The sequence below is a fragment of the Indiicoccus explosivorum genome, from assembly GCF_002167005.1.
Lineage (GTDB): Bacteria > Bacillota > Bacilli > Bacillales_A > Planococcaceae > Indiicoccus > Indiicoccus explosivorum.
Map to the genome: position 1 here is coordinate 48,869 of NZ_NHTN01000016.1, position 22,577 is coordinate 71,445.

Below are 22,577 nucleotides of genomic sequence, written 5' to 3' on the forward strand. Positions count from 1 at the left end.
CGATGAAGAACCAAGTGATCCGAATACAGGGCGCCCGCGCCCATAACCTGAAGAACATCGATGTGGAAATACCGCGGGATGAGCTTGTCGTAATGACCGGGTTGTCGGGGTCTGGCAAGTCCTCGCTCGCGTTCGATACCATTTACGCTGAAGGGCAGCGCCGTTATGTAGAATCCCTGTCGGCATATGCCAGGCAATTCCTCGGACAGATGGATAAGCCGGACGTGGACTTGATTGAAGGACTTTCACCGGCGATCTCTATCGACCAGAAAACGACAAGCCGCAATCCGCGTTCGACAGTGGGGACCGTCACGGAAATCTACGATTATCTCCGCCTTTTATTCGCACGGGTCGGGAAGCCGATCTGTCCGATCCATGGAATCGAAATCTCTTCACAGACTGTCGAGCAGATGGTCGACCGGATCTTGGAATATCCGGAACGGACCCGGATGCAAATCCTCGCACCTGTCATTTCCGGCCGGAAAGGGACCCATGTGAAGCTTCTGGATGATATCCGGAAACAAGGGTATGTCCGCGTGCGGGTGGACGGGGAGCTGCGCGACCTGGATGATAATATCGAGCTGGAGAAAAACAAAAAACATACGATTGAAGTCGTGATTGACCGGATTGTGCTGAAAGAAGGCATTTCCGCACGATTGAGCGATTCACTCGAATCTGCGCTGAAGCTTGGTGAAGGGCGGGTTCTGGTGGATGTCATGGAACACGAAGAACTGCTGTTCAGTGAACACCACGCATGCCCGATCTGCGGTTTTTCCATCGGCGAGCTCGAGCCCCGGATGTTCTCGTTCAATTCGCCGTTCGGGGCTTGCCCGGAATGCGACGGGCTCGGAATGAAGATGGAAGTCGATCCCGCGCTTGTGATTCCGGACAGCTCCAGGACTCTAAGGGAACATGCGATTGCGCCTTGGGAGCCGACGAGTTCACAGTACTATCCACAGCTTCTCGAGACAGTGGCGAAGCATTACGGAATCAATATGGATGTGCCGGTAAGCGAACTGCCGGAAGAGGAACTGCAAATCCTGCTGTACGGCTCCGGAAAAGAGAAGATCCGGTTCCGGTACGAGAACGATTTTGGGCAGATCCGGGACAACCACATATTTTTTGAAGGGGTCCTGCCCAACGTGGACCGGAGATTCCGGGAGACCGGTTCAGACTGGATCCGGGAACAGATGGAAAAATATATGGCTGAACAGCCGTGTCCCGCCTGTCATGGCTACAGGCTGAAACCGGAAACACTCGCGGTCAAAATCGGCGATCTGCATATCGGTCAAGTGACCGGATTTTCGGTCGCCGAAGCGGACGAATTCTTTGCGGGGCTTTCCCTTTCAGAAAAGGATATGCAGATCGCCCGCCTGATCTTGCGCGAAATCCGGGAGCGGGTCGGATTCCTCATCAACGTCGGACTCGATTACCTGACGATGAGCCGTGCCGCCGGGACGCTGTCCGGGGGCGAGGCGCAGCGGATTAGGCTGGCCACACAGATCGGCTCCCGGCTGACCGGTGTCCTGTACATTCTGGATGAACCTTCCATCGGGCTCCACCAGCGGGATAACGACCGGCTCATTGCGACGCTGAAGTCGATGCGCGATATCGGCAACACCCTGATCGTGGTCGAGCATGACGAAGATACCATGATGGCTGCGGATTATTTGATCGATATCGGTCCGGGGGCAGGCGTCCATGGCGGCGAGATCGTAGCGGCCGGCCCGCCGGAGGAAGTCATGAAAAACCGGAATTCCATCACAGGCCAGTACTTGAGCGGAGAAAAATTCATTCCGATTCCCCATGAACGGAGAAAACTGAATGGCCGGTCGGTCTCGATAAAGGGAGCGAGCGAAAACAACTTGAAGAACGTCGACGTCGATATTCCGCTCGGTGTATTCACTGCGGTGACCGGTGTTTCGGGATCGGGGAAAAGTACGCTCATTAATGAAATCCTGTATAAATCCCTCGCCCAGCAGCTGAACCGCGCAAGATTGAAGCCGGGAGCGCACAAGTCGGTGGAAGGGAAGGAGGAACTGGAAAGAGTGATTGATATCGATCAGTCCCCGATCGGACGGACCCCGCGCTCCAACCCGGCCACGTATACGGGTGTATTCGACAACATCCGGGATGTCTATGCTTCGACGAATGAAGCGAAAGTGCGCGGCTATAAGAAGGGCCGCTTCAGCTTTAATGTGAAAGGCGGCCGCTGTGAAGCCTGCCGGGGTGATGGCATCATCCGGATCGAAATGCACTTTTTGCCGGATGTCTACGTTCCTTGTGAAGTCTGCCATGGGAAACGGTATAACCGGGAGACACTGGAAGTGGAATACAAAGGGAAGAACATTGCAGATGTACTGGACATGACTGTCGAGGACGCATTGGACTTCTTCGAGAATATCCCGAAAATCAGCCGGAAACTGAAGACGATCGTCGATGTGGGACTCGGATACATCAAACTCGGACAGCCGGCGACCACGCTGTCCGGAGGGGAAGCGCAGCGTGTCAAACTGGCTTCGGAACTTCACAAACGGTCGAACGGAAAGTCTTTCTATATCCTGGACGAACCGACTACAGGCCTTCATGCGGACGATATCGCCCGTCTGCTGAATGTCCTGCAGCGTCTCGTCGATAATGGGGACACGGTACTGACGATCGAACACAATCTGGACGTCATTAAAACCGCCGATTATATCATCGATCTCGGCCCTGAAGGCGGGGATCGGGGCGGCATGATTCTCGCTGCCGGGACGCCGGAAGAAATTGCGGAAACCGGCCGGTCGCATACCGGGCATTACCTGAAACCGATACTTGAACGGGACCGCCAGCGGATGAAGGAACAGCTCGAGAAAGCGGAAAACAGAAAACAGCCGGTCCAGTGAAACCTTCTGAGTGTTGAAACGTAATAGGTAGCGAATGAACAAAAGGAGGAAGAAGCGATGGGAGACGAAAAAGAGCGGATTCTGGATATGGTCGAAAAAGGGACGATTACAGCCCAGGAAGCGGTGGAGCTGCTCAAGGCGATGGACAGCAAGCAGGATCCGCCTGTCATGGATGCATATGGCGGACGCAGCGAGTACCGCGAAAGGCAGGGGAGATCCAAATTCGGGCCGGACGATTTTGTCCGGAAACTGGCCAAGGATTTTTCGCGCGACTTCTCCCGGGACTTCTCCAAGGAATTCAAACGTGACTACTCGAAGGATTTCAACCAGTTCGGCGATAAAATGATGCGCTTCATGCAGGAGTCATTCGGCAAACTGAAGAACATGGATTTCGAATCACCGCTAGGGGAAGCAGTGACGTTCACACAGACGTTTTCAGAGGAAAATGCAGAAGTGGAAGAAATCATCGTGGATATTTCCAACGGACAGTTGGAGGTCTTTCCGCTGCCTGGGAATGAAGTGAAAGCGGAATGCGTCGTGAAAGCGTACCGCGCTGAGTCAGAGGCGCAGGCAAAGCAGGACTTCTTCGAAAAATTCGTGTTTGTGGCAGACGGCAGGAAGGTCCGGATCATCAGTGATTTGAAAACAACCCAAGTGAATTTGGTGCTGTATGTCCCGGAGAAGGACTATGAACTCCTGACTGCCCGTCTCTTCAACGGCGGTTTCACGATGAAGCGCCTGAATGTCGGCAAGTTGCGGGTCAAAACTGCGAACGGGAAGATCGAAGTGAAGGATGGCACGGTGCAGGATGCGGAATTGGAAACAGCGAATGGGGCCATTCAGGTCCAGGAAATGGCTGCCGGTGAACTGGAAGCGGAAACCTTTAACGGCCGGGTCTATATTGACGGCGATATGGAATCCGTTGAAGCGAAGTCCTTGAATGGCAACGTGGTCGTGACGACGAGAAGCGATAAAGCCAGAAAAATCGAAGCGAAGACTGTCGCCGGCAACGTCGAAATTTATGTGCCGAAACACCTTCCATTAAAAGGGGAAGTCACTTCGAACCTGGGCCGGATGGATGTGTATCTCGAAGATGCAGAACGGGTCCATGAAACGGAACAGCTCCTTCAGAAGTCGATCAAGTTCACGAAGAACACGGAAGCTGATTCTGAAATTCCGCTCCTTGTTTTCGGGGAGACGAAGACAGGATCGATCCTAGTCCGTTATTTCACTGCCGAGTGATGATCCGCAGCGGCTTTCAGCGGTTGCCCTGATCATCAAACAGCCAACAAAAAAGACGGGAAGAGGAGTACATTTCCTCTTCCCGTCTTTCTCTGTTTTTCGGCCTTTTCAGCAGCACCCGCTTTTCCTTCCATAGGACAGCAGCCCTGCCGCGATGGCATCGGCGCAGCGCTGGCGGTAGGATCCCGATTTAAGCAGCGCCAATTCACCACGGTTTGTCATGAACCCGCACTCGAGCAGAACAGCGGGCATGACCGTTTCCCGGAGGACAGCGAAATCCGCTTTTTTAATGCCGCGGTCCCGGAGCCCTGCTGTGCTGACCAGCCGGCTGTGGATGGCGTCGGCAAGCAGGGTGGATTCCATAAGAGGACGTGTGTAGACATATGTTTCAATCCCGCCGGCTGAGTTGAAAGCGGTTCCGAACGCATTGGCATGGATGGAAACAAAAACATCACCCTTCATCCGATTCGCGAGACGGACCCGCTCATATAACGGGACATCCCGGTCGGCCTGATGGGTGAAGATGACCGTCTGGCCGGCTTGGAGAAGCAGTTTCTTCAAGGTCGCGGCCACACCGGCATTGAAATGGTATTCCCGCATCGTTCCGTCCGGCGACCGTTTGCCCCGGGTTTCCGGACCATGTCCCGCATCAACAATTATTTTCAAGTTATCCCCTCCCGATCTCTATATAGGAAAAATGACGGGAGATGGAGACACCGTACTGTTAAAAGAGTGTCAGCGTGGTAGAATAAGGCGTAGATTGACTGAAAGATAAATAAAGGAAAAGAGGGGCGGTTATGGGGCAAGTAACAGTTAACGACGTTATGGATACATTCCAGCTGGCGCTTGTCAGCGGCGAAGAAGGAATCGGCCGGCATATCACGGTCAGCGATATTTCACGGCCGGGGCTGGAAATGGCCGGGTATTTTACACATTATCCCGCAAATCGGGTCCAACTGCTCGGAAAAACAGAACTTTCCTTTTTCTCCATGCTGGATGAAGAAGAACGGAAGTCCCGGATGATCAAGCTCTGCACAGATGATACGCCAGCTGTCGTCGTCGCACATGGCGAGGAAGTCCCTCCCGAGCTGGTGGCGGCATCGAATTTCCGTCATGTCCCTGTTCTGAGCACCGCGATGACGACGACCCGCTTTTCAGGGAGACTGACGAACTACTTGGAAAGCCGGCTGGCACCGACTACTGCCGTCCATGGCGTACTTGTCGATGTTTACGGGATCGGAATTTTGATCACAGGCAAAAGCGGTGTCGGAAAAAGTGAGGCTGCGCTGGAACTTGTAAAAAAAGGACATCGGCTCGTAGCGGACGACTGCGTGGAGATCCGCCAGGAGACTGAGAACACGCTTGTCGGCAGTGTGCCCAAGCTAATCGAGCACTTGCTTGAAATCCGCGGGATCGGAATCATCGACGTCATGACGCTTTTCGGCGCCAGTGCTGTCCGGAACCATAAACGGATTTCGCTTGTCATCGACCTGGAGATCTGGGACAGCGAAAAGACTTATGACCGGCTCGGACTGGAAGAGGAGAAGACGAAAATCATCGATACCGAACTGACGAAACTGACCATCCCGGTCCGACCAGGACGGAATTTGTCTGTCATCATTGAAGTGGCAGCCATGAATCATCGGCTGAAACAAATGGGGGTCAATGCGGCGGAAGATTTTTCGACGCGGCTGGACCAAGTAATCTCGAATAATCCATTGTAATGACTGGAGAGGAGTTCATCATGCATTTTACTGTTGCTGCAATCGATCCGATCGCGGTGTCGCTCGGACCGATTGACGTCCGCTGGTATGGCGTTATCATCGTCACCGGCATCATCCTGGCTTTCCTGCTCGGCCAGCGGGAAATAGTCAGGAGAGGGTTCGACGAAGACTTTCTGACGGATATGCTCTTGTGGGCCGTTCCGCTTTCCATTCTGGGCGCCCGTCTTTATTATGTGATTTTCAAGTGGGAATATTACAGCGAGAATCCTTCACAGATTTTCCAGATCTGGGAAGGAGGCCTTGCCATACACGGCGCCATTATAGCTGCAGTGATCGTGGCATATTTATTCACGAAAAAACGCAATGTGCCGTTTTTGAAAGTCGCAGACATTTTGGCTCCCAGTCTGCTGCTCGGGCAGGCGATCGGCCGCTGGGGAAATTTCATCAACCAGGAAGCCCATGGCGGAGAGGTGTCGCGCGCTTTTCTGGAAAATCTTTTGCTGCCTGACTGGATCATCAGCCAAATGTACATAGAAGGGGCTTATTATCATCCGACGTTCCTCTATGAATCGCTGTGGAATTTCCTGGGTGTCATTCTGCTGCTTTTGCTCCGCCGGGTGAATCTTGTCCGGGGCGAAATTTTCTTCTCGTATTTAATATGGTATTCATTCGGCCGCTTCTTCATAGAAGGGATGCGGACGGACAGCCTGATTCTTGAACTGTTCGGGGGGCTCCGGGCCGCACAGGTGATTTCTGTGTTCATCATATTGGTGGCGGCTGCCTTGATCGCCGTCCGGCGCCTGACGATCCGGAAGCCGGCCCACTATCTCGACTGACCGGAAGGTGGATTTGCTGTTTATGAAAACGTTGAAAAACGGTGCGGCTGCCGGCATCCGGACGACATGGGCGCTCGGAAAAGTGATTTTTCCGATTACGCTCATCGTGGTCATGCTGCAGTATACACCGGTTCTGCCCTTTATCATTGATCTCGTTTCCCCGCTCATGGCGCTGTTCGGACTGAGCGGAGAAGCTGCCATTCCGCTCGTGTTGGGGAATGCGCTGAATCTGTATGCCGGGATCGCCGGCATCCTGTCGCTGGAGTTGACAGTCAAAGAAGTGTTCATCCTCGCAGTGATGCTGTCGTTTTCGCATAATTTATTTATCGAGACCGGAGTCGCACTTAAAGTCGGTGTCCGGCTGTGGGTGGTCCTTGTTGTCCGGTTCGGACTTGCAGCTGTTTCGGCGATTGTCATCAATCTCGTCTGGCACGGAGGCGGGGAAATCGCTCAGTATGGCTTTGCGCCGGCTGAAACAGCAGTGCCCGTAAATTGGCTGGAGATTTTCTTGCTCGGTCTGGAAAAAGCGTCCACGGGCGTCCTTCAGCTGGCAATGATCGTCATACCGCTGATGATCGCTCTCCAATTTCTGAAGGATTTCGGTTTCCTTGCCAAATTCGCCGACCTTCTCGTTCCGTTCACCAGGCTGCTGGGCGTGCAGAAAAACACTTCCACTACACTCGTCGCAGGACTGCTGATCGGGCTTGCCATGGGAGCGGGTGTAATGATCCAGGCTGTTCAGGAAGAGGGCGTCAGCCGAAAGGATGCGACGCTCGCATTCATTTTTCTTGTTGCCTGCCATGCAGTGATAGAAGATACACTCATTTTTATTCCGCTGGGCATTCCGGTTTGGCCGCTCCTGCTGCTCCGGGTCGGAACCGCTCTCGTATTGACGATTACAGTCGCCTGGTTCTGGCGCCGGGCGGATGAAAACCGGAAGGAGGTGCCGGCTCTATGAGCGGCATGTTTAAAGCGATGCTTTTCGATTTTGACGGTACACTTCTCGATACTAATGAATTGATCGAGCAGACTTTCCTCGGTGTACTTGGCGAATTCTATCCGGGCCGTTTCACGGCGGAGGATGTCATCCATTTCAACGGACCATCACTGAGCCAGACGTTTTCCCGAATCGCACCGGACCGGGTGGAAGAACTGACACAGGCTTACCGCGAATTGAATCTTGAACTCCATGACGAACTTGTCAGGGAGTATGATGGTGTAGGAGAGACGATCCGCCTGCTGAAAGCGAAAGGGATGAAATTGGCCATTGTTTCGACAAAAAGGCGTGTGGTCATCGAACGGGGGCTGGCGCTTATGGATCTGTCCGATGCGTTCGATGTCCTGATCAGCCTGGATGACGTGGTGAATCCGAAGCCCCATCCTGAACCGGTGCAGCTGGCGCTTGACCGGTTAGGGGTGGATAAAGCGCACGCCTTGATGATTGGTGACAATTCCCATGACATCGAAGGGGGACGGAATGCCGGAGTCAAGACAGCCGGCGTCGCATGGGCCGCCAAGGGAGAAGCATTTCTCGCTTCCTTTAAGCCGGACTTTATGCTCCGCCACATTTCTGATTTACTGGAAATCGGGAAGGAACCGATTTCATGAGGAAGACCGAGCGCTATCCCGTCACTGGCAGTAATTCGCTTTGGCAGATTTACCAGACCGTATCATTCTGGAAAGTCGCCAAAAATTTCGTTGTCATCCAGATCGGCCGTTATACGCCGTTCATGTCGGTGAAAAATTGGCTGTACAGGACATTCCTTCAGATGAAAGTCGGAAAACAGACCGCATTCGCGCTCATGGTAGTTCCTGATGTCATGTTTCCAGAACGGATCCGTGTCGGAGCCAATTCGGTCATCGGATTCAACACCACACTCCTTGCACACGAGTACCTTATTGATGAATACCGCCTTGGCGATGTGCTGATCGGGAATGAAGTGATGATCGGCGCTAACTCGACCGTGTTGCCGGGAGTTACCATCGGTGATGGAGCCATCATATCCGCTGCCACACTTGTGAACCGGGATGTTCCTCCCGGCGCATTTGCGGGCGGCAATCCGATGAAGATCATTTATACGGCAGAAGAAATGGCCGAACGAAAAGCCGCTTCCTTGAAAGCTTAATGCTTCAAGGAAGTTTTTTGGTGTCTTGGACTGTGTTATACTGAAATGAACGCCTTCAGTGGCGGTCGGCATGGGCTGGCGGTTCGGCCGGAAACCGATCAACCGAACGAAGCCCAGCTGAAATAAAGATTGAAACCGATATTACAATAAAGTACGGACATAGCTTTTTATCTTGAAAATTACGCGTGTATTTTATTGCGGGCAGGAGGTTATCGATTGGAGAAAAAGAGAAAAAATGGAAAAGGGAACGTCGTGTCCTTCATTCCGACGGGCGATTATTACTTCAAGAAGGCGCTGACCGCTCTTAATCGCGGCCAATTCGATAGGGCACTGAAGTATTTGCGCCGGGCTGCCGAACTAAGTCCGGAAGATCCGCTCATTCTTATGCAGTATGGCGTCGTCCTCTTGGAGATCGAAGATTTCGAAGGGGCGGCGGATATCCTCCAGACAGCGCATGAACTGGATCCGACTGAAACGGATATTTTGTATTTCCTGGCGGAAACATTTGCCCATATGGGTCGTTTCCTGGAAGCCAGGGATTTTGCCAAACAGTATACCGAACAGGATATAAACGGTGAATATGCGGAAGAATCGTTTGAAATCATCGATTTCGCGGAACAGGAAGAATGGCATCTGTTTAAAGAGGAAGAAACAGGCGATACGGAGATGTACCGGCGTCAGGAACAGGCAAGACGGCGGATGGAACAAGGGAACTTCGAAGAAGCGATCAAGCTGCTGGAAGAACTGATTGATGAAAAGCCGGATTTCTTCGCGGCTTACAACAACTTGTCACTCGCTTATTTCTATATCGGGGAGGCGGAGGATGCAAAAGCGCTCCTTTATTCGGTCCTCCGTCAAAACACCGGAAACCTCCATGCGCTCTGCAATTTGGCGGTCATTTATTATTACGAAAAAAATCCCGAGCTAGAAGATGTCTTGGCGCTTTTGAAAAAAATCAAGCCTTATGTATTCGAGCACCGGTACAAGCTGGGAGCGACATTCGCGCTTGTCGGCGAGCACAATGAGGCATTCAACTGGTTGCGGAGTCTCCAGAAACGTGGGTTTGAAGGGGATCCGGGATTCTATTTCTGGCTGTCGAATGCAGCTTACCATTCCGGCCAGCCAGCGGTCGCAAAAGAGGCCTGGCGTCAGCTGGTCCTGATGGACGTCACGAAAGAAGGCTCCGAACCATGGGCAGATCAGGAGGAAATGCCGCATGCCGATGCGCTTGAACACGACAGGCAATTCCTGATCGAGCAGCTGGACCACCCGCTCCCGGACAGGCGGCTGTTTGGATTGTTCCTGTTAGGGAAATCTTCCCACCGCCAGGAGATCATTTCACATCCGAAGTGGCTGCAGACGGATCAGCTGTCGGTCATGGAAACGTACATCCTCGGTTATTCCCTCGGCCATCAGTTCAATGAGGAGAATGCAGCGGAAAAAGCATTCGTTCGGTTTATGGACGCCACTGAACTGCTGTACGGGACCGATGATATGGTGACGGAGGATAACGCGGGGATGTTCCGGCTCTGGTTTTCATTCGGCGACCGGGCGCTGTCCATGGGGTATCACTTCCGGAACCCTGCTGCGATTGCGGCTGCATTCAAGTTTTTATATGAATCGTCCCGCGGTGATTCGGTGACCAAAAAAGAATTTGCCGCGTGCTACGGTGTCGGTGTGCCGACGCTGACAAAATATGCAGAAGAGATTTTCCGATTTATCCAGATAGCTGGCAACTAGGCAGAATAGTTGCTGGCATTGGGATAATTGATTACGCTTTAGACATTGAGTAGACAGGAGGGACCATGATGGCAGAAGAAAAAATTTATGATGTGATTATTATCGGAGCAGGACCAGCCGGACTGACGGCGGCTGTCTATACATCACGGGCGAATCTTTCGACCCTGATGCTGGAACGGGGCGTTCCGGGCGGTCAGATGGTCAATACTGAAGAAATCGAAAACTATCCCGGTTTTGATTCCATATTAGGGCCGGATCTGTCGACGAAAATGTATGAACACGCGCAGCGCTTCGGCGCCGAATATGGTTATGGCGACGTATCGGCCATTACAGAAGAAGGCGATATCAAAATCGTCAAAGCAGGTTCGAAAGAATTCAAAGCCCGTTCGATCATCATTTCATCAGGCGCTGAATATAAAAAGCTCGGTATTCCGGGCGAACAGGAATTCAGCGGACGCGGTGTCAGTTATTGTGCGGTCTGTGATGGCGCCTTTTTCAAAGGGAAGGAACTTGTCGTTGTCGGCGGTGGTGATTCCGCTGTCGAGGAGGGCGTATATCTTACACGATTTGCAGAAAAAGTGACCATCGTGCACCGGCGGGACGAGCTGCGCGCCCAGAAGATCATCCAAGACCGTGCATTCAAAAACGAAAAGATCGATTTCATCTGGAACACCACCGTCAAAGAAATTAAGGGGGAAGAGGGGAAAGTGAGCAAAGTCCTCCTCGAGTCCACTGAAGACGGATCGGAAAAAGAATTCAAGACGGATGGGGTCTTCATTTATATCGGAATGCTCCCGCTGACAAAGCCCTTCGAATCTCTCGGTATTCTGAATGAGGAAGGATACATCAGAACAAACGATGAGATGGAAACGTCCGTGGAAGGCATATTCGCGGCAGGGGATGTCCGGGAAAAGACCTTGCGGCAAGTCGTGACAGCGACCGGCGACGGCAGCATTGCTGCCCAGGCGGCCCAGCACTATGTGGAGGAAATGAAAGAAAAATCCGAAGTGAACGCGTAATTTAATTTGTTCTTAACAGTGCTGTAATCGCTTTGACATGTTAACAAGGTATAGTAAGAGTAGTAATTGACCCCCTTTTAATAGCAACACTTTGAAGGCCGTTTGCCGGCACACCCGGCAGACGGCCTCTTTTTGCATTCTTTTTTACGGCACACCCGGAACAAGTGTATAATAGGAATCAGTTTATATAAGATGCGGAGTGTCGAACGTGCAGCGAATTGCGAATTTATTAGTGATCAAGGACGGACAAGTGCTGCTTCTGAAAAAACCGAGACGGGGCTGGTATGTAGCGCCAGGCGGTAAGATGGAGCCCGGTGAATCGGTTTATGAAGCGGCCATCCGCGAATTCACAGAAGAAACAGAAGCGGAGCCGGTCGGCACGCATCTGAAAGGCGTCTACACCATGGTGATCCGCGAAGGAGAGGAAGTGGTGGATGAATGGATGCTGTATACATTCACGGCCGGCGGACTGGCCGGAGAACCCGTGAAGGAAAACAGGGAAGGCGTGCTGGAGTGGCATCCCGTGGAGGCGCTGTCATCACTGCCGATGGCGGAAGGCGACCGGACGAACCTGATTTTTGCGGCCGGAAAACCAGGGATCCAATATGGAACATTCACGTATACGCCGGATTTTTCATTAATCAGTGAATCGGTCCAGCAGTCGGAGGAAGGGAAGACAGCGAATGGAACAAAATAGCAGAACGACAGAGCTCATCATCATAACCGGCATGTCAGGAGCAGGAAAGACGGTCGCCATCCAAAGTTTCGAAGATCTCGGATTTTTTACGATCGACAACCTGCCGCCTGAACTTCTCCCGACTTTCCTTCAGCTGATGCGCGATTCCGGCAAGTCCATGAGGCGGGTCGCCGCCGTGATGGATTTGCGCGGGGGAAACTTTTTCCACAGTCTGCTCGACGCCATCGATACGCTGGAAAAAGATCCGCATGTTGCCGTCCGGATCCTTTTTCTTGATGCGGACAACCAGACGCTGGTCAGCCGGTATAAAGAAACGAGAAGATCGCATCCACTGTCCAGCGGAGGACTGATCCTCCAAGGTATTAAAAAAGAGCGGGACATGCTTATGGATCTTCAGGGACGCGCGCAGTACATCTACAATACCACCGGAATGAAGCCGCGGGACTTGAAAGAGCGGATTACTGCTGACTTCTCTTCTTCAGACGAAAACAATTTCACCATCAATGTCATTTCTTTCGGATTCAAACACAGTATTCCGATTGATGCCGATCTGGTCTTCGATGTGCGCTTCTTGCCGAATCCTTACTATATCGAAGAGCTGAAACCCCATTCGGGACTCGACGCGCCTGTCGCTGATTATGTGCTGCAGTGGCAGGAGACGCAGGAACTCATAGAAAAGCTGACGGATTTGTTCCAGTTTATGATTCCGCAATACAAAAAGGAAGGAAAAGCGCAGCTGACCATCGCGTTCGGCTGTACCGGAGGTCAGCACAGGTCTGTGACACTGGCTGAGTACTTCGGGAAAGTCCTCGGGGAAAAGGACCGGACGATCGTGACGCATCGGGATGTCAAGGGAAGAAAGGACTGACGGAATGGAACATTTCATGTTACAGCAGAAGCGGGTGGTCATTATCGGCGGAGGCACCGGACTGTCGACGCTCCTGCGCGGACTGAAAGACCTGGACCTGGACCTGACCGCCATCGTAACGGTAGCCGATGATGGCGGAAGCTCAGGACGGCTTACAAGCGCGCTTGATATCCCCGCGCCTGGGGATATCCGAAAAGTGATTGCAGCCTTATCGGACGCCGAACCGCTTGTAGAAGAAATGTTCCAGTTCCGGTTCAGGAATTCGGTGGACTTGAAGGGTCACTCCCTCGGAAACCTCATGCTTGCAGCCTTGACGGAAATCACGGGTGATTTCGCACATGCCGTCAAGGAAATGAGCCGTGTCCTGAATATTAAAGGGACGGTCCTGCCTGCGGCAAACCAGATTGTGACGCTTCATGCTGAAATGACGGACGGCACGGTGATCAGCGGGGAATCGAAAATTCCGGCAGGCCGGCAGCCCATAAAGCGGGTTTTCATCGAACCGGACAGCGCAAGGGCTTTATGTGATTCGGTCGATGCAATCCACGCCGCGGATATCATTGTGATCGGACCGGGATCGCTCTATACGAGCATATTGCCGAATCTGCTCGTCACCGATATCCGGGAAGCGGTTCTCGCCTCGGCGGCAAAGAAATTGTACATCTGCAATTTAATGACCCAGGCGGGCGAAACTCATAATTATTCCTCAGCGGACCACGTGCGGGCGCTTTATGACCACGTCGGGGAAGCTTTTTTGGATGCGATCCTGCTCAATATCGCGGAACTGCCGCCGAAGACCGCGGAACGGTACAAGCAGGAAAAAGCCGCTCCTGTGCTGTTCGATGTCGAACGGCTTCAAAAGTTAGGTTTGGAAGTGTACAGGGAAGACATCGCTTCTGTCCAGCAAGGATCCGTCAGACATGAACCGAGGAAAGTAGCGGAATGGCTGTATCGCTATGCAAGCGGCCGGCCAGCCAAGGATAGCGGTGCGAAACGCCCATAGAGAATAAAGGGGGGGAAGGAATGTCGTTTGCTTCTGAAACAAAAAAAGAACTGACACAAGTGGAAGCAGATGATTGCTGCGGAAGAGCTGAACTTTCAGCTATGATCCAGATGAATGGTGTCCTGTCATTTACGAACCGGAAAATGACGCTGGATATCCAGACGGAAAACGCAGCCATCGCGCGGCGGATTTATACATTTCTGAAACGCTTTTATCCGTACAGTGTAGAGTTATTGGTCCGGAAGAAGATGCGGCTGAAAAAGAACAACGTCTATATCTGCCGTCTTCGTGAAGGGGTCAAAGGCATCCTCGAAGACCTCGGCATCTTATCCGATGAATTCGGATTCCGGCATACCATTGATGAAAAACTGGTGAAGAACAAATGCTGCAAACGGGCCTACTTGAGAGGGGCGTTTCTGGCAGGAGGTTCGGTGAACAATCCGGAGACTTCCTCCTATCACTTGGAGATTTACACGTTATACCGCGAGCACGCAGAAGCGCTGGCTGATTTGATGAATGTATTCAGTCTGAATTCGAAGACCATTGAACGCAAGAAAGGATATGTCACTTATTTGAAAGAAGCGGAAAAAATCGCGGATTTCCTGAGTGTCGCAGGCGCGCATATGGCGCTCCTGAAGTTCGAGGATGTACGGATCGTGCGGGATATGCGCAACAGCGTCAACAGGCTTGTAAACTGCGAGACCGCCAATTTAAATAAAACCATCGGGGCGGCATTGAGACAAGTCGAAAATATCCGCTATATCGATGATACAGTCGGAATCGACCAGCTGCCGGAAAAGCTTCGGGAAATAGCGAGGCTCCGGGTCGAGTACCAGGATGTGACGCTGAAAGAGCTCGGCGAAATGGTGTCGGCAGGAGCGGTCAGCAAGTCAGGCGTCAATCACCGGCTGAGAAAAATCGACGAAATCGCGGAAGCGCTGAAACGGGGAGAGCCCATCCGCAGGTAAGGACAGGCTTTTCATTCGCCGGAAACTCGGCTATGATTGAAGTATCGTGCCAAGGAGGCTTTGGAATGACAGAAAAACGAGTGACAGTTCAATTGAAAACCGGTCTGCAGGCCAGGCAGGCAGCGCTGTTCGTCCAGGAAGCGAACCGCTACAGTGCAGATGTTTACCTGGAGAAAGACGACAAGAAAGTGAATGCGAAAAGCATCATGGGCATCATGAGTCTGGCAATCGGCAGAGGGACAGACGTTGTAATTTCTGCAGATGGGACAGATGAGGAATCAGCAGTAGAAGGGCTGGCCGCGCTGGTCGAAAATGATGCCTGAACAGAAAAAAACCGGAAGCGGTCCAGCCGCTTCCGGTTTTTTCTTATTTGCCTTCGTTCAGTTTGTTACGGGTGATGATCTGGTCGACCAAGCCGTAGTCAAGAGCGCGTTCAGCTGTCATGAAGTTATCGCGATCCGTATCGCGGGAAATGACTTCCAGCGGCTGACCTGTACGTTCGGACAGGATCTGGTTAAGCTTTTCACGAAGGAACAAAATCCGTTTCGCGGCGATCTCTATTTCTGTCGCCTGTCCTTGAGCGCCGCCGAGCGGCTGGTGAATCATAACTTCCGCATTCGGCAGGGCATACCGTTTCCCTTTCGTGCCGGCTGCCAGAAGGAACGCTCCCATCGATGCAGCCATGCCGATGCAGATCGTCTGCACGTCAGGGCGGATGAATTGCATCGTATCATAAATTGCCATACCTGCGGTGATGCTCCCGCCAGGGCTGTTGATGTATATGGAGATATCTTTCTCCGGATCTTCCGCTTCGAGGAACAGAAGCTGCGCGACAATCGAGTTCGCCACGTTGTCATCGATTCCGCTGCCGAGCATGATCACCCGGTCCTTCAACAGGCGGGAATAAATGTCGTAAGCGCGTTCTCCGCGGCTTGTCTGTTCAATTACTGTAGGAATTAAGTTCATGGACGTTAGCCTCCTCGGTTAATGGGTAGTGTGTCATTTACATCGCTGATGCGTCTCAGCTGTAATTTCATCATACACAGGAACGTCAATGAAGGTCAAATCAAATGATTTTCTAAATTACCTCTTGCAAAATCCAGACTTCCTTTATATAATGGAAAAGTCGTTAAGAGACAGGCCCTCGTGGTGTAATGGATAACACGTAAGATTCCGGTTCTTGAGATGGGGGTTCGATTCCCTCCGAGGGTATACCGAGAGCGCTTTTCCGTCAGTCGGAACAGCGCTCTTTTTCTTTACCTTTCACAATTCCCCGATTTGGAACAGACTGTCGGTATCGGCAGCTTTCCGTCACGGAGAAGCATATTGAATCTTCTTCCGGTGCAAAAAATCAGTGAAGTGATTAAGGAGGAAATGGAATGCTGACTTTTTATTCGCGGAAAAACTGCCCGCTCTGTGAGGAAGCGAAACGGATGCTCGAGCTGGTGAAAGAAGATTTTTCGGTGGATTATCAAGAGATCGACATCGAATCCGATGATGTCCTGAACGGGAAATTTATGCTGATGATTCCGGTGGTTGCCCGGGAAGACGAAGTGCTGCTGTACGGGAACATCGGCTATGCTGACTTGATAGAAGCGCTTGATCTGTGAGCTGTCCGCAATCATGCGGATTAAATATGGCGGCAGGAGCAGATCGGGCCTGATATAAGCTCATCCATATATTTTACTGTTTTTTGGATTTGAAGAGCGCTTCTGCTGAAGTGCTCTTTTTTATTTGCATTTTATCCGGAAAATCAGTAGACTGAAAGTGTTGGGACAGAATTTATTGTGATGGGACAAAAAATGTCCAAGAGACGGAGTGATGCGATGAATCCTGTAGTGGATGCACAGCAGAAATTACTTCCGGAAATGGCGGAGCTGCTAAAAACCCGTTATTCGATTCTGAACACGATCCAGATGGAAGGACCGATCGGCAGGCGGACACTGAGTGAACTCGTCCATTTGACCGAGCGTGATATCCGGCGGGAAACGGATGTTCTGAGAAGCCAGAACTTGCTGTATACCCGGAGCGGGGGCATGGCGGTGTCGTCAGAAGGAGCGGAAGTCCTCAGCCGTCTGAAAGAAACAATGAAGCAATGGAGCGGTTTGTCTGAACTGGAGGAAGAATTGGGTGCGCTGCTCGGCATTAAGCGGGTGGTGATCGCTGCTCAGGACAGTGATGAAATCCCTTCTGTCAAGACAGCGATCGGCCGTGAAGCCGCCCGGTATTTGGAGAAGCAGTTTCCTTCGCATAAAAGGGTTGCTGTTACTGGCGGAAGCACTGTCGCTTCGATAGCGGAAGGGCTGGAAATCGAGAAGCCGGACCCGCGACTCGAATTCGTCGCCGCCAGGGGCGGGCTCGGCGAGGATGTGCTGCATCAGGCGAACACCATCGCTTCGGCATTTGCAAAAAAAACCGGCGGGACCTGCCGGACTCTCTACCTGCCCGACCGGCTGAGCAAGGAAGCGTACGAGCTGATGACACGGGAACCGTTCATCCAGGAGATGACCGAGCTGTATAACACGGCAGAGATTGTCATCCACGGAATCGGAGACGCCGGGGAAATGGCGGCCCGCAGGGAATCGACTCCGGAAGAACTTGAACGGATCGGAAACGGCGGCGCGGTCGGTGAAGCCTTCGGATACTATTTCGATGAGTCAGGACAAGCTGTTTACAGAATCCGGACGGTGGGTATTCAATTGGGACAGCTTGAAAAAGTTCCTGTCATTCTGGCGGCTGCCGGGGGCCGATCAAAAGCCAAAGCGATTCTGTCCTATTTAAAGCACGCGCCTAAGCAGACCGTCCTGTTTACGGATGAAGGAGCTGCCAAGGCAATGATAAAAAATTCGCAAACAAATGGAGGAAAATTACATGACTTTGAAATTAGCGATTAATGGTTTCGGAAGAATCGGACGTCTCGTATTCCGGAATGCCATGATGCATGACGAAATAGAAGTTGTAGCGGTCAATGACCTGACGGACGCCAAAATGCTGGCACATCTGCTGAAATATGACTCTTCACACGGCACGTATAACGTGGAAGTTTCCGCCGACAACGGCGACATCATTGTCGACGGGAAGCGGATCCGGGTTTATTCCGAAAAGAATCCCGCGGAAATCCCTTGGAAGGACCATGCCGTGGATGTTGTTGTCGAGTCCACCGGACGCTTTACCGACAAAGAATCCGCATCCAAACACCTTGAAGCGGGCGCGAAGAAAGTCATCATTTCCGCACCTTCGAAAGACGCGAAAATGATCGTTATGGGCGTCAATGATGATTCCTACAATCCGGAAGAAACAGACGTCATCTCGAACGCATCTTGCACGACGAATGGTCTTGCAGGCATCGCGAAAGTGCTGGACAGCGAGTTTGGCATCAATCGCGCGATCATGACGACGATCCATTCATACACGAACGACCAGATCCTGCTGGATTCACCGCATAAAGACTACCGGCGCGCACGTTCCGCAGCTCTTTCGATGATTCCGACAACGACAGGCGCAGCTTCAGCCGTCGGCAAAGTGCTGCCGCAGCTGCAAGGCAAACTCGATGGCATGGCAATCCGCGTGCCGACGCCGAACGTATCGCTGATCGACCTGACAGCGGAACTCGACAAGGATGTAACAGCTGAAGACGTGAACAACGCGCTGAAAAAAGCATCTGAAAACGAGCTGAAAGGTTACCTCGATTACAGCGACCTGCCGCTTGTGTCGACCGATTACAACGGCAATCCGGCATCGTCTACAGTCGACGGACAGTCGACGATGGTCCTTGAAGACCGGATGGTGAAAGTGCTGTCCTGGTATGACAACGAAATGGGTTATTCTGCCCGCTGTATCGACCTTGCGCTGCTGATGTACAATAAAGGACTGTGAACCGGCAAATCTTAGCGTTCACCAGTCGGAACCTCTATAATGGAAGAGGGTAAAGAGAGCAGGGAGATACCCCTGCTCTTTATTTGTCAGAAAAGCGAATGGAGGGGTTGGAGCATGAATAAGAAGACGATGCGGGACGTTGAACTGAAAGGGAAACGGGTTTTCTGCCGGGTCGATTTCAATGTGCCGATGGAAGAGGGACGAATTACGGATGACACACGGATCCGGGCTGCCATTCCGACAATCAGCTATCTCACCGAACAAGGGGCAAAAGTCATTCTGGCCAGCCATCTCGGCCGTCCGAAGGGGCAAGTGAACGAAGAGATGCGCTTGACGGCGGCGGCACGGAGACTCAGTGAACTTCTCGGCAAGGAAGTCGCCAAGCTCGATGAGTCCACCGGAGAGAATGTCCGAAAATCCGCTGAACGAATGAAAGAAGGCGACATCACACTGATCGAGAATGTCCGCTTCCATGCCGGGGAAGAGAAGAATGATCCGGAGCTGGCGAAAGAATTCGCTTCGTTTGCGGACGTCTTCGTCAATGACGCATTCGGCGCAGCTCATCGGGCCCATGCCTCTACAGCTGGTATTGCGGAGCATCTGCCTTCTGTCGCCGGATTCCTGCTGGAAAAAGAGCTGGATGTCCTCGGCAAAGCGCTTTCCGATCCGGAAAGACCGTTCACTGCGGTGATCGGCGGTTCAAAAGTGAAGGATAAAATCGGCGTCATTGAAAACCTGCTTGAGAACGTCGATAACCTCCTGCTGGGCGGCGGTCTCACCTACACATTCAGCAAAGCGCAAGGGAAAGAAATCGGGAAATCGCTTCTGGAAGAAGATAAAATCGATCTGGCAAAGTCGTTCATCCGGAAGGCGGAAGAAAAAGGCGTCAAGCTCTATTTGCCGACCGATGTCGTCGTAGCCAGCGAGTTTTCGAAAGATGCAGAGACGAAGGTCGTCAGCGCGGATGAAATTCCATCAGACTGGATGGGACTCGACATCGGACCTCAAACCGCGGAAACATACAGCGACGTCATAAAAAATTCGAAACTGATCATCTGGAACGGACCGATGGGCGTATTCGAAATGGAAAAATTCGAAAAGGGTACCCGCAAAGTCGCTGAAGCCATGGCGGAGACGGATGGCTATACGATCATCGGCGGCGGGGATTCAGCTGCAGCGGCAGAGAAATTCGGCGTGGCGGACCGCATGGATCATGTATCCACAGGTGGCGGCGCATCCCTTGAATTTATGGAAGGGAAAGAACTGCCGGGCGTCACTGCGCTGGACGATAAATGAAAGGGGAGTTTGCATTGAGAAAACCGATTATCGCCGGGAACTGGAAGATGAACAAAACGTTTACCGAAGCGAAAGAATTCACCGCAGAAGTAAAAGGGCTTGTGCCGGACAGCGAGAAAATGGAGTCGGTCATCTGTGCGCCGGCGCTGTTTCTGGAAGAGCTTGTTAATGAGTCGGACGGCTATGGACTGAAAATCGGCGCGCAGACGATGCATGAAGAAGAGTCCGGCGCTTTCACCGGTGAAATCAGTCCGGTTCAGCTGAAAGACCTTGGGGTGGAGTACGTCATCATCGGTCATTCAGAGCGCCGGCAGTACTTCAATGAGACGGACGAATCGGTAAACCGGAAAGTGAAATCAGCGCATGCGCACGGCCTCGTCCCGATCATATGTGTCGGAGAATCACTGGAAGAGCGTGAAAACGGGGAAACGAACGCAGTCGTTGAACGGCAGACAGCTGCCGGACTCGAGGGGCTTTCAGCTGATGAAGTGAGCCGGACAGTCATCGCTTATGAGCCGATTTGGGCGATCGGCACGGGCAAAACGGCAACGACCGAAGACGCCAACACGGTTTGCGGTGTGATCCGAGAAAAAATCGGAGAACTGACAGACGCTGCAACCGCGGGGAAAGTCCGGATCCAATACGGCGGAAGCGTCAAACCCGATAACATCGGTGAACTCCTTGGGATGGAGCATATCGATGGGGCACTTGTAGGCGGGGCAAGCCTGGAGGCCGGTTCCTTCCTGAAACTGCTGGAGGCCGGTTCGAATGAGTAAAGCGCAAGGCCCGGTCGCCCTAATCATCCTCGATGGATTCGCCTGCAGGGAAGAACGTTCGGGGAATGCGGTCGCGCAGGCGAAAAACCGGTTTTCGACAGGATTTGGAACGAGTATCCGCACGCCCAGTTGAAAGCTTCCGGAGAAGCGGTCGGCTTGCCGGAAGGACAGATGGGGAACTCCGAAGTCGGTCATTTGAATATCGGAGCCGGCCGAATCGTTTATCAAAGCCTGACGCGCATAAATAAATCCATCAGGGATGGGGACTTTTACAGCAACGAAAAGTTCCGGCATGCCGTGCAGCACGTGAAAGAGAACGGATCAGCGCTCCATTTAATGGGGCTGCTGTCGGATGGCGGCGTCCACAGTCATTACCGCCACCTGTTTGCACTGCTTGAACTGGCGGCGCAGGAAGGCCTTAAGGAAGTTTATGTCCATGGTTTCCTTGACGGCCGGGATGTCGGCCCGAAAACCGCTCAGCTCTATATCGCGGAGACCGAACGGGTGATGGAGAAGCTCGGAGTCGGACAATTCGCTTCCATTTCTGGCCGCTACTATGCAATGGACCGGGATTTAAGATGGGACCGTGTCGAACAGGCGTACAGCGCCATTACCGGCGGTGCTGATACCGGGACCGCTCCTTCAGCCGAAGAGGGGGTCCGGAAAGCGTATGAAAGCGGTGTGACGGATGAATTCGTCGTTCCGTTCCGGGTGGCGGACGGCGGAAAAGAAGCACCTGCACTGAAGGACGGCGATGCGGCCATTTTCTTCAATTTCCGGCCGGATCGCGCCATCCAGCTGTCGGCCGCGTTCAAGCAGCCGGCATTCGAAGGGTTTGTCCGGAGACAGATCAATGACTTGTCCTTTACCGGATTTACGCTGTACAGCGAGGAAATACCGATGGACGTCGCCTTCGAAAAAGAAAATCTGGTGAATACAGTCGGAGAAACGCTGGCGAAGCATGACAGGCGGCAGCTTCGGATAGCTGAAACCGAAAAGTACCCGCATGTCACATTTTTTATGAGCGGCGGACGGGAAGAAAAGTTCCCAGGCGAAGATCGGATCCTCATCAATCTCCGAAGGTGGCGACATATGACCTGAAACCGGAAATGAGCGCCTATGAGGTGACCGATGCCCTCGTAGCGGAAATTGAAGCAGAAAAGCATGACGCAATCATCCTGAACTTCGCAAATCCGGATATGGTCGGGCACAGTGGACTGCTGGAGCCGACCATCAAGGCAGTCGAAGCGGTCGATGAATGCCTCGGCCGGATTCTGAAAGCGCTCCAAACGAAAGGCGGCACGGCGATCGTCACGGCGGACCACGGCAATGCCGATGAAGTGGTGACGACAGAGGGCCAGCCGATGACCGCCCACACTACGAACCTGGTCCCGGTCGTTATAACAAAAGAGGGCGAAACACTCCGGAAAGATGGGATTCTTGCGGACCTCGCACCTACTCTCTTAAAGCTTGCCGGAATCCCTCAGCCGGCTGAAATGACCGGTAAACCACTATATTAAT

At 52.5% G+C, this 22,577-nt stretch carries 21 protein-coding genes, 1 tRNA gene and 1 pseudogene; 21 read left to right on the forward strand and 2 right to left on the reverse strand.

What is annotated here, in order from left to right:
• Positions 1 to 2 precede the first annotated feature (2 nt).
• Entirely contained in the window at positions 3 to 2,885 is a 2,883-nt protein-coding gene (uvrA, locus tag CCE92_RS05250) for an excinuclease ABC subunit UvrA (RefSeq protein ID WP_088006478.1), read from the forward strand.
• Positions 2,886 to 2,942: 57 nt separating this feature from the next.
• On the forward strand, positions 2,943 to 4,127 hold the full coding sequence (locus CCE92_RS05255) for a DUF4097 family beta strand repeat-containing protein (RefSeq protein ID WP_088006479.1): 1,185 nt from the start codon (positions 2,943 to 2,945) through the stop codon (positions 4,125 to 4,127).
• 108 nt (positions 4,128 to 4,235) lie between these two features.
• On the opposite strand, the gene CCE92_RS05260 is transcribed toward CCE92_RS05255, so the two are convergent.
• A complete protein-coding gene (locus tag CCE92_RS05260; RefSeq protein ID WP_088006480.1) occupies positions 4,236 to 4,793 on the reverse strand; it encodes an N-acetylmuramoyl-L-alanine amidase family protein in 558 nt (185 codons plus the stop codon).
• Positions 4,794 to 4,924: 131 nt separating this feature from the next.
• Here CCE92_RS05260 and hprK point away from each other — a divergent pair, with 131 nt between their 5' ends.
• From hprK to CCE92_RS05320, 12 genes are all read left to right on the forward strand, one after another.
• On the forward strand, positions 4,925 to 5,851 hold the full coding sequence (hprK, locus tag CCE92_RS05265) for an HPr(Ser) kinase/phosphatase (RefSeq protein ID WP_088006481.1): 927 nt from the start codon (positions 4,925 to 4,927) through the stop codon (positions 5,849 to 5,851).
• A 20-nt stretch (positions 5,852 to 5,871) separates the two neighbouring features.
• On the forward strand, positions 5,872 to 6,687 hold the full coding sequence (gene lgt / locus CCE92_RS05270) for a prolipoprotein diacylglyceryl transferase (RefSeq protein ID WP_088006482.1): 816 nt from the start codon (positions 5,872 to 5,874) through the stop codon (positions 6,685 to 6,687).
• 22 nt (positions 6,688 to 6,709) lie between these two features.
• A complete protein-coding gene (locus tag CCE92_RS05275; protein WP_088006483.1) occupies positions 6,710 to 7,645 on the forward strand; it encodes a nucleoside recognition domain-containing protein in 936 nt (311 codons plus the stop codon).
• Entirely contained in the window at positions 7,642 to 8,295 is a 654-nt protein-coding gene (gene ppaX, locus CCE92_RS05280) for a pyrophosphatase PpaX (protein ID WP_088006484.1), read from the forward strand. Before CCE92_RS05275 ends, ppaX begins: the two co-directional genes overlap by 4 nt.
• Positions 8,292 to 8,813, forward strand: coding sequence for an acyltransferase (locus CCE92_RS05285; RefSeq protein WP_088006485.1), 522 nt, complete (start codon positions 8,292 to 8,294; stop codon positions 8,811 to 8,813). The genes ppaX and CCE92_RS05285 overlap by 4 nt, the downstream gene beginning before the upstream one ends.
• A 216-nt stretch (positions 8,814 to 9,029) precedes the next feature.
• A complete protein-coding gene (locus tag CCE92_RS05290; protein ID WP_088006486.1) occupies positions 9,030 to 10,553 on the forward strand; it encodes a tetratricopeptide repeat protein in 1,524 nt (507 codons plus the stop codon).
• Between the two features lie 68 nt (positions 10,554 to 10,621).
• Entirely contained in the window at positions 10,622 to 11,572 is a 951-nt protein-coding gene (gene trxB, locus CCE92_RS05295; protein WP_088006487.1) for a thioredoxin-disulfide reductase, read from the forward strand.
• A gap of 208 nt (positions 11,573 to 11,780) precedes the next feature.
• On the forward strand, positions 11,781 to 12,269 hold the full coding sequence (locus CCE92_RS05300) for an NUDIX hydrolase (RefSeq protein ID WP_088006488.1): 489 nt from the start codon (positions 11,781 to 11,783) through the stop codon (positions 12,267 to 12,269).
• Positions 12,256 to 13,137 carry an RNase adapter RapZ gene (gene rapZ / locus CCE92_RS05305; RefSeq protein ID WP_088006489.1) on the forward strand — a complete coding sequence of 294 codons (882 nt, stop codon included), beginning with the start codon at positions 12,256 to 12,258 and terminating at the stop codon, positions 13,135 to 13,137. The genes CCE92_RS05300 and rapZ overlap by 14 nt, the downstream gene beginning before the upstream one ends.
• Before the next feature lie 4 nt (positions 13,138 to 13,141).
• Positions 13,142 to 14,140 (forward strand): gluconeogenesis morphogenetic factor MgfK, encoded by a 999-nt coding sequence (gene mgfK / locus CCE92_RS05310; RefSeq protein ID WP_277621515.1) that lies wholly within the window; start codon positions 13,142 to 13,144, stop codon positions 14,138 to 14,140.
• Between the two features lie 20 nt (positions 14,141 to 14,160).
• Entirely contained in the window at positions 14,161 to 15,108 is a 948-nt protein-coding gene (whiA, locus tag CCE92_RS05315) for a DNA-binding protein WhiA (protein ID WP_088006490.1), read from the forward strand.
• Positions 15,109 to 15,173: 65 nt separating this feature from the next.
• Positions 15,174 to 15,431 carry an HPr family phosphocarrier protein gene (locus CCE92_RS05320; RefSeq protein ID WP_088006491.1) on the forward strand — a complete coding sequence of 86 codons (258 nt, stop codon included), beginning with the start codon at positions 15,174 to 15,176 and terminating at the stop codon, positions 15,429 to 15,431.
• Positions 15,432 to 15,474: 43 nt separating this feature from the next.
• Here CCE92_RS05320 and clpP read toward each other — a convergent pair whose 3' ends face one another.
• Positions 15,475 to 16,074, reverse strand: coding sequence for an ATP-dependent Clp endopeptidase proteolytic subunit ClpP (gene clpP / locus CCE92_RS05325; protein ID WP_088006492.1), 600 nt, complete (start codon positions 16,072 to 16,074; stop codon positions 15,475 to 15,477).
• Positions 16,075 to 16,248: 174 nt separating this feature from the next.
• On the opposite strand from clpP, the gene CCE92_RS05330 reads away from it, so the two are divergent.
• The 7 genes and pseudogenes from CCE92_RS05330 (at position 16,249) to gpmI (ending at position 22,576) form a co-directional block, all read left to right on the forward strand.
• Positions 16,249 to 16,320, forward strand: a tRNA-Arg gene (locus CCE92_RS05330).
• A 167-nt stretch (positions 16,321 to 16,487) separates the two neighbouring features.
• Positions 16,488 to 16,718 carry a glutaredoxin family protein gene (locus CCE92_RS05335; protein WP_088006493.1) on the forward strand — a complete coding sequence of 77 codons (231 nt, stop codon included), beginning with the start codon at positions 16,488 to 16,490 and terminating at the stop codon, positions 16,716 to 16,718.
• Positions 16,719 to 16,934: 216 nt separating this feature from the next.
• Entirely contained in the window at positions 16,935 to 18,002 is a 1,068-nt protein-coding gene (locus tag CCE92_RS05340; protein WP_088006494.1) for a sugar-binding transcriptional regulator, read from the forward strand.
• Entirely contained in the window at positions 17,980 to 18,984 is a 1,005-nt protein-coding gene (gene gap / locus CCE92_RS05345; RefSeq protein WP_088006495.1) for a type I glyceraldehyde-3-phosphate dehydrogenase, read from the forward strand. Before CCE92_RS05340 ends, gap begins: the two co-directional genes overlap by 23 nt.
• A gap of 114 nt (positions 18,985 to 19,098) precedes the next feature.
• Positions 19,099 to 20,280 carry a phosphoglycerate kinase gene (locus CCE92_RS05350; RefSeq protein ID WP_088006496.1) on the forward strand — a complete coding sequence of 394 codons (1,182 nt, stop codon included), beginning with the start codon at positions 19,099 to 19,101 and terminating at the stop codon, positions 20,278 to 20,280.
• A gap of 14 nt (positions 20,281 to 20,294) precedes the next feature.
• Positions 20,295 to 21,056, forward strand: a complete 762-nt coding sequence (gene tpiA, locus CCE92_RS05355; protein ID WP_088006497.1) for a triose-phosphate isomerase — start codon at positions 20,295 to 20,297, stop codon at positions 21,054 to 21,056.
• A pseudogene (gene gpmI / locus CCE92_RS05360) lies at positions 21,049 to 22,576 on the forward strand (2,3-bisphosphoglycerate-independent phosphoglycerate mutase). Before tpiA ends, gpmI begins: the two are co-directional and overlap by 8 nt.
• The last annotated feature ends 1 nt before the right edge of the window (position 22,577 follow it).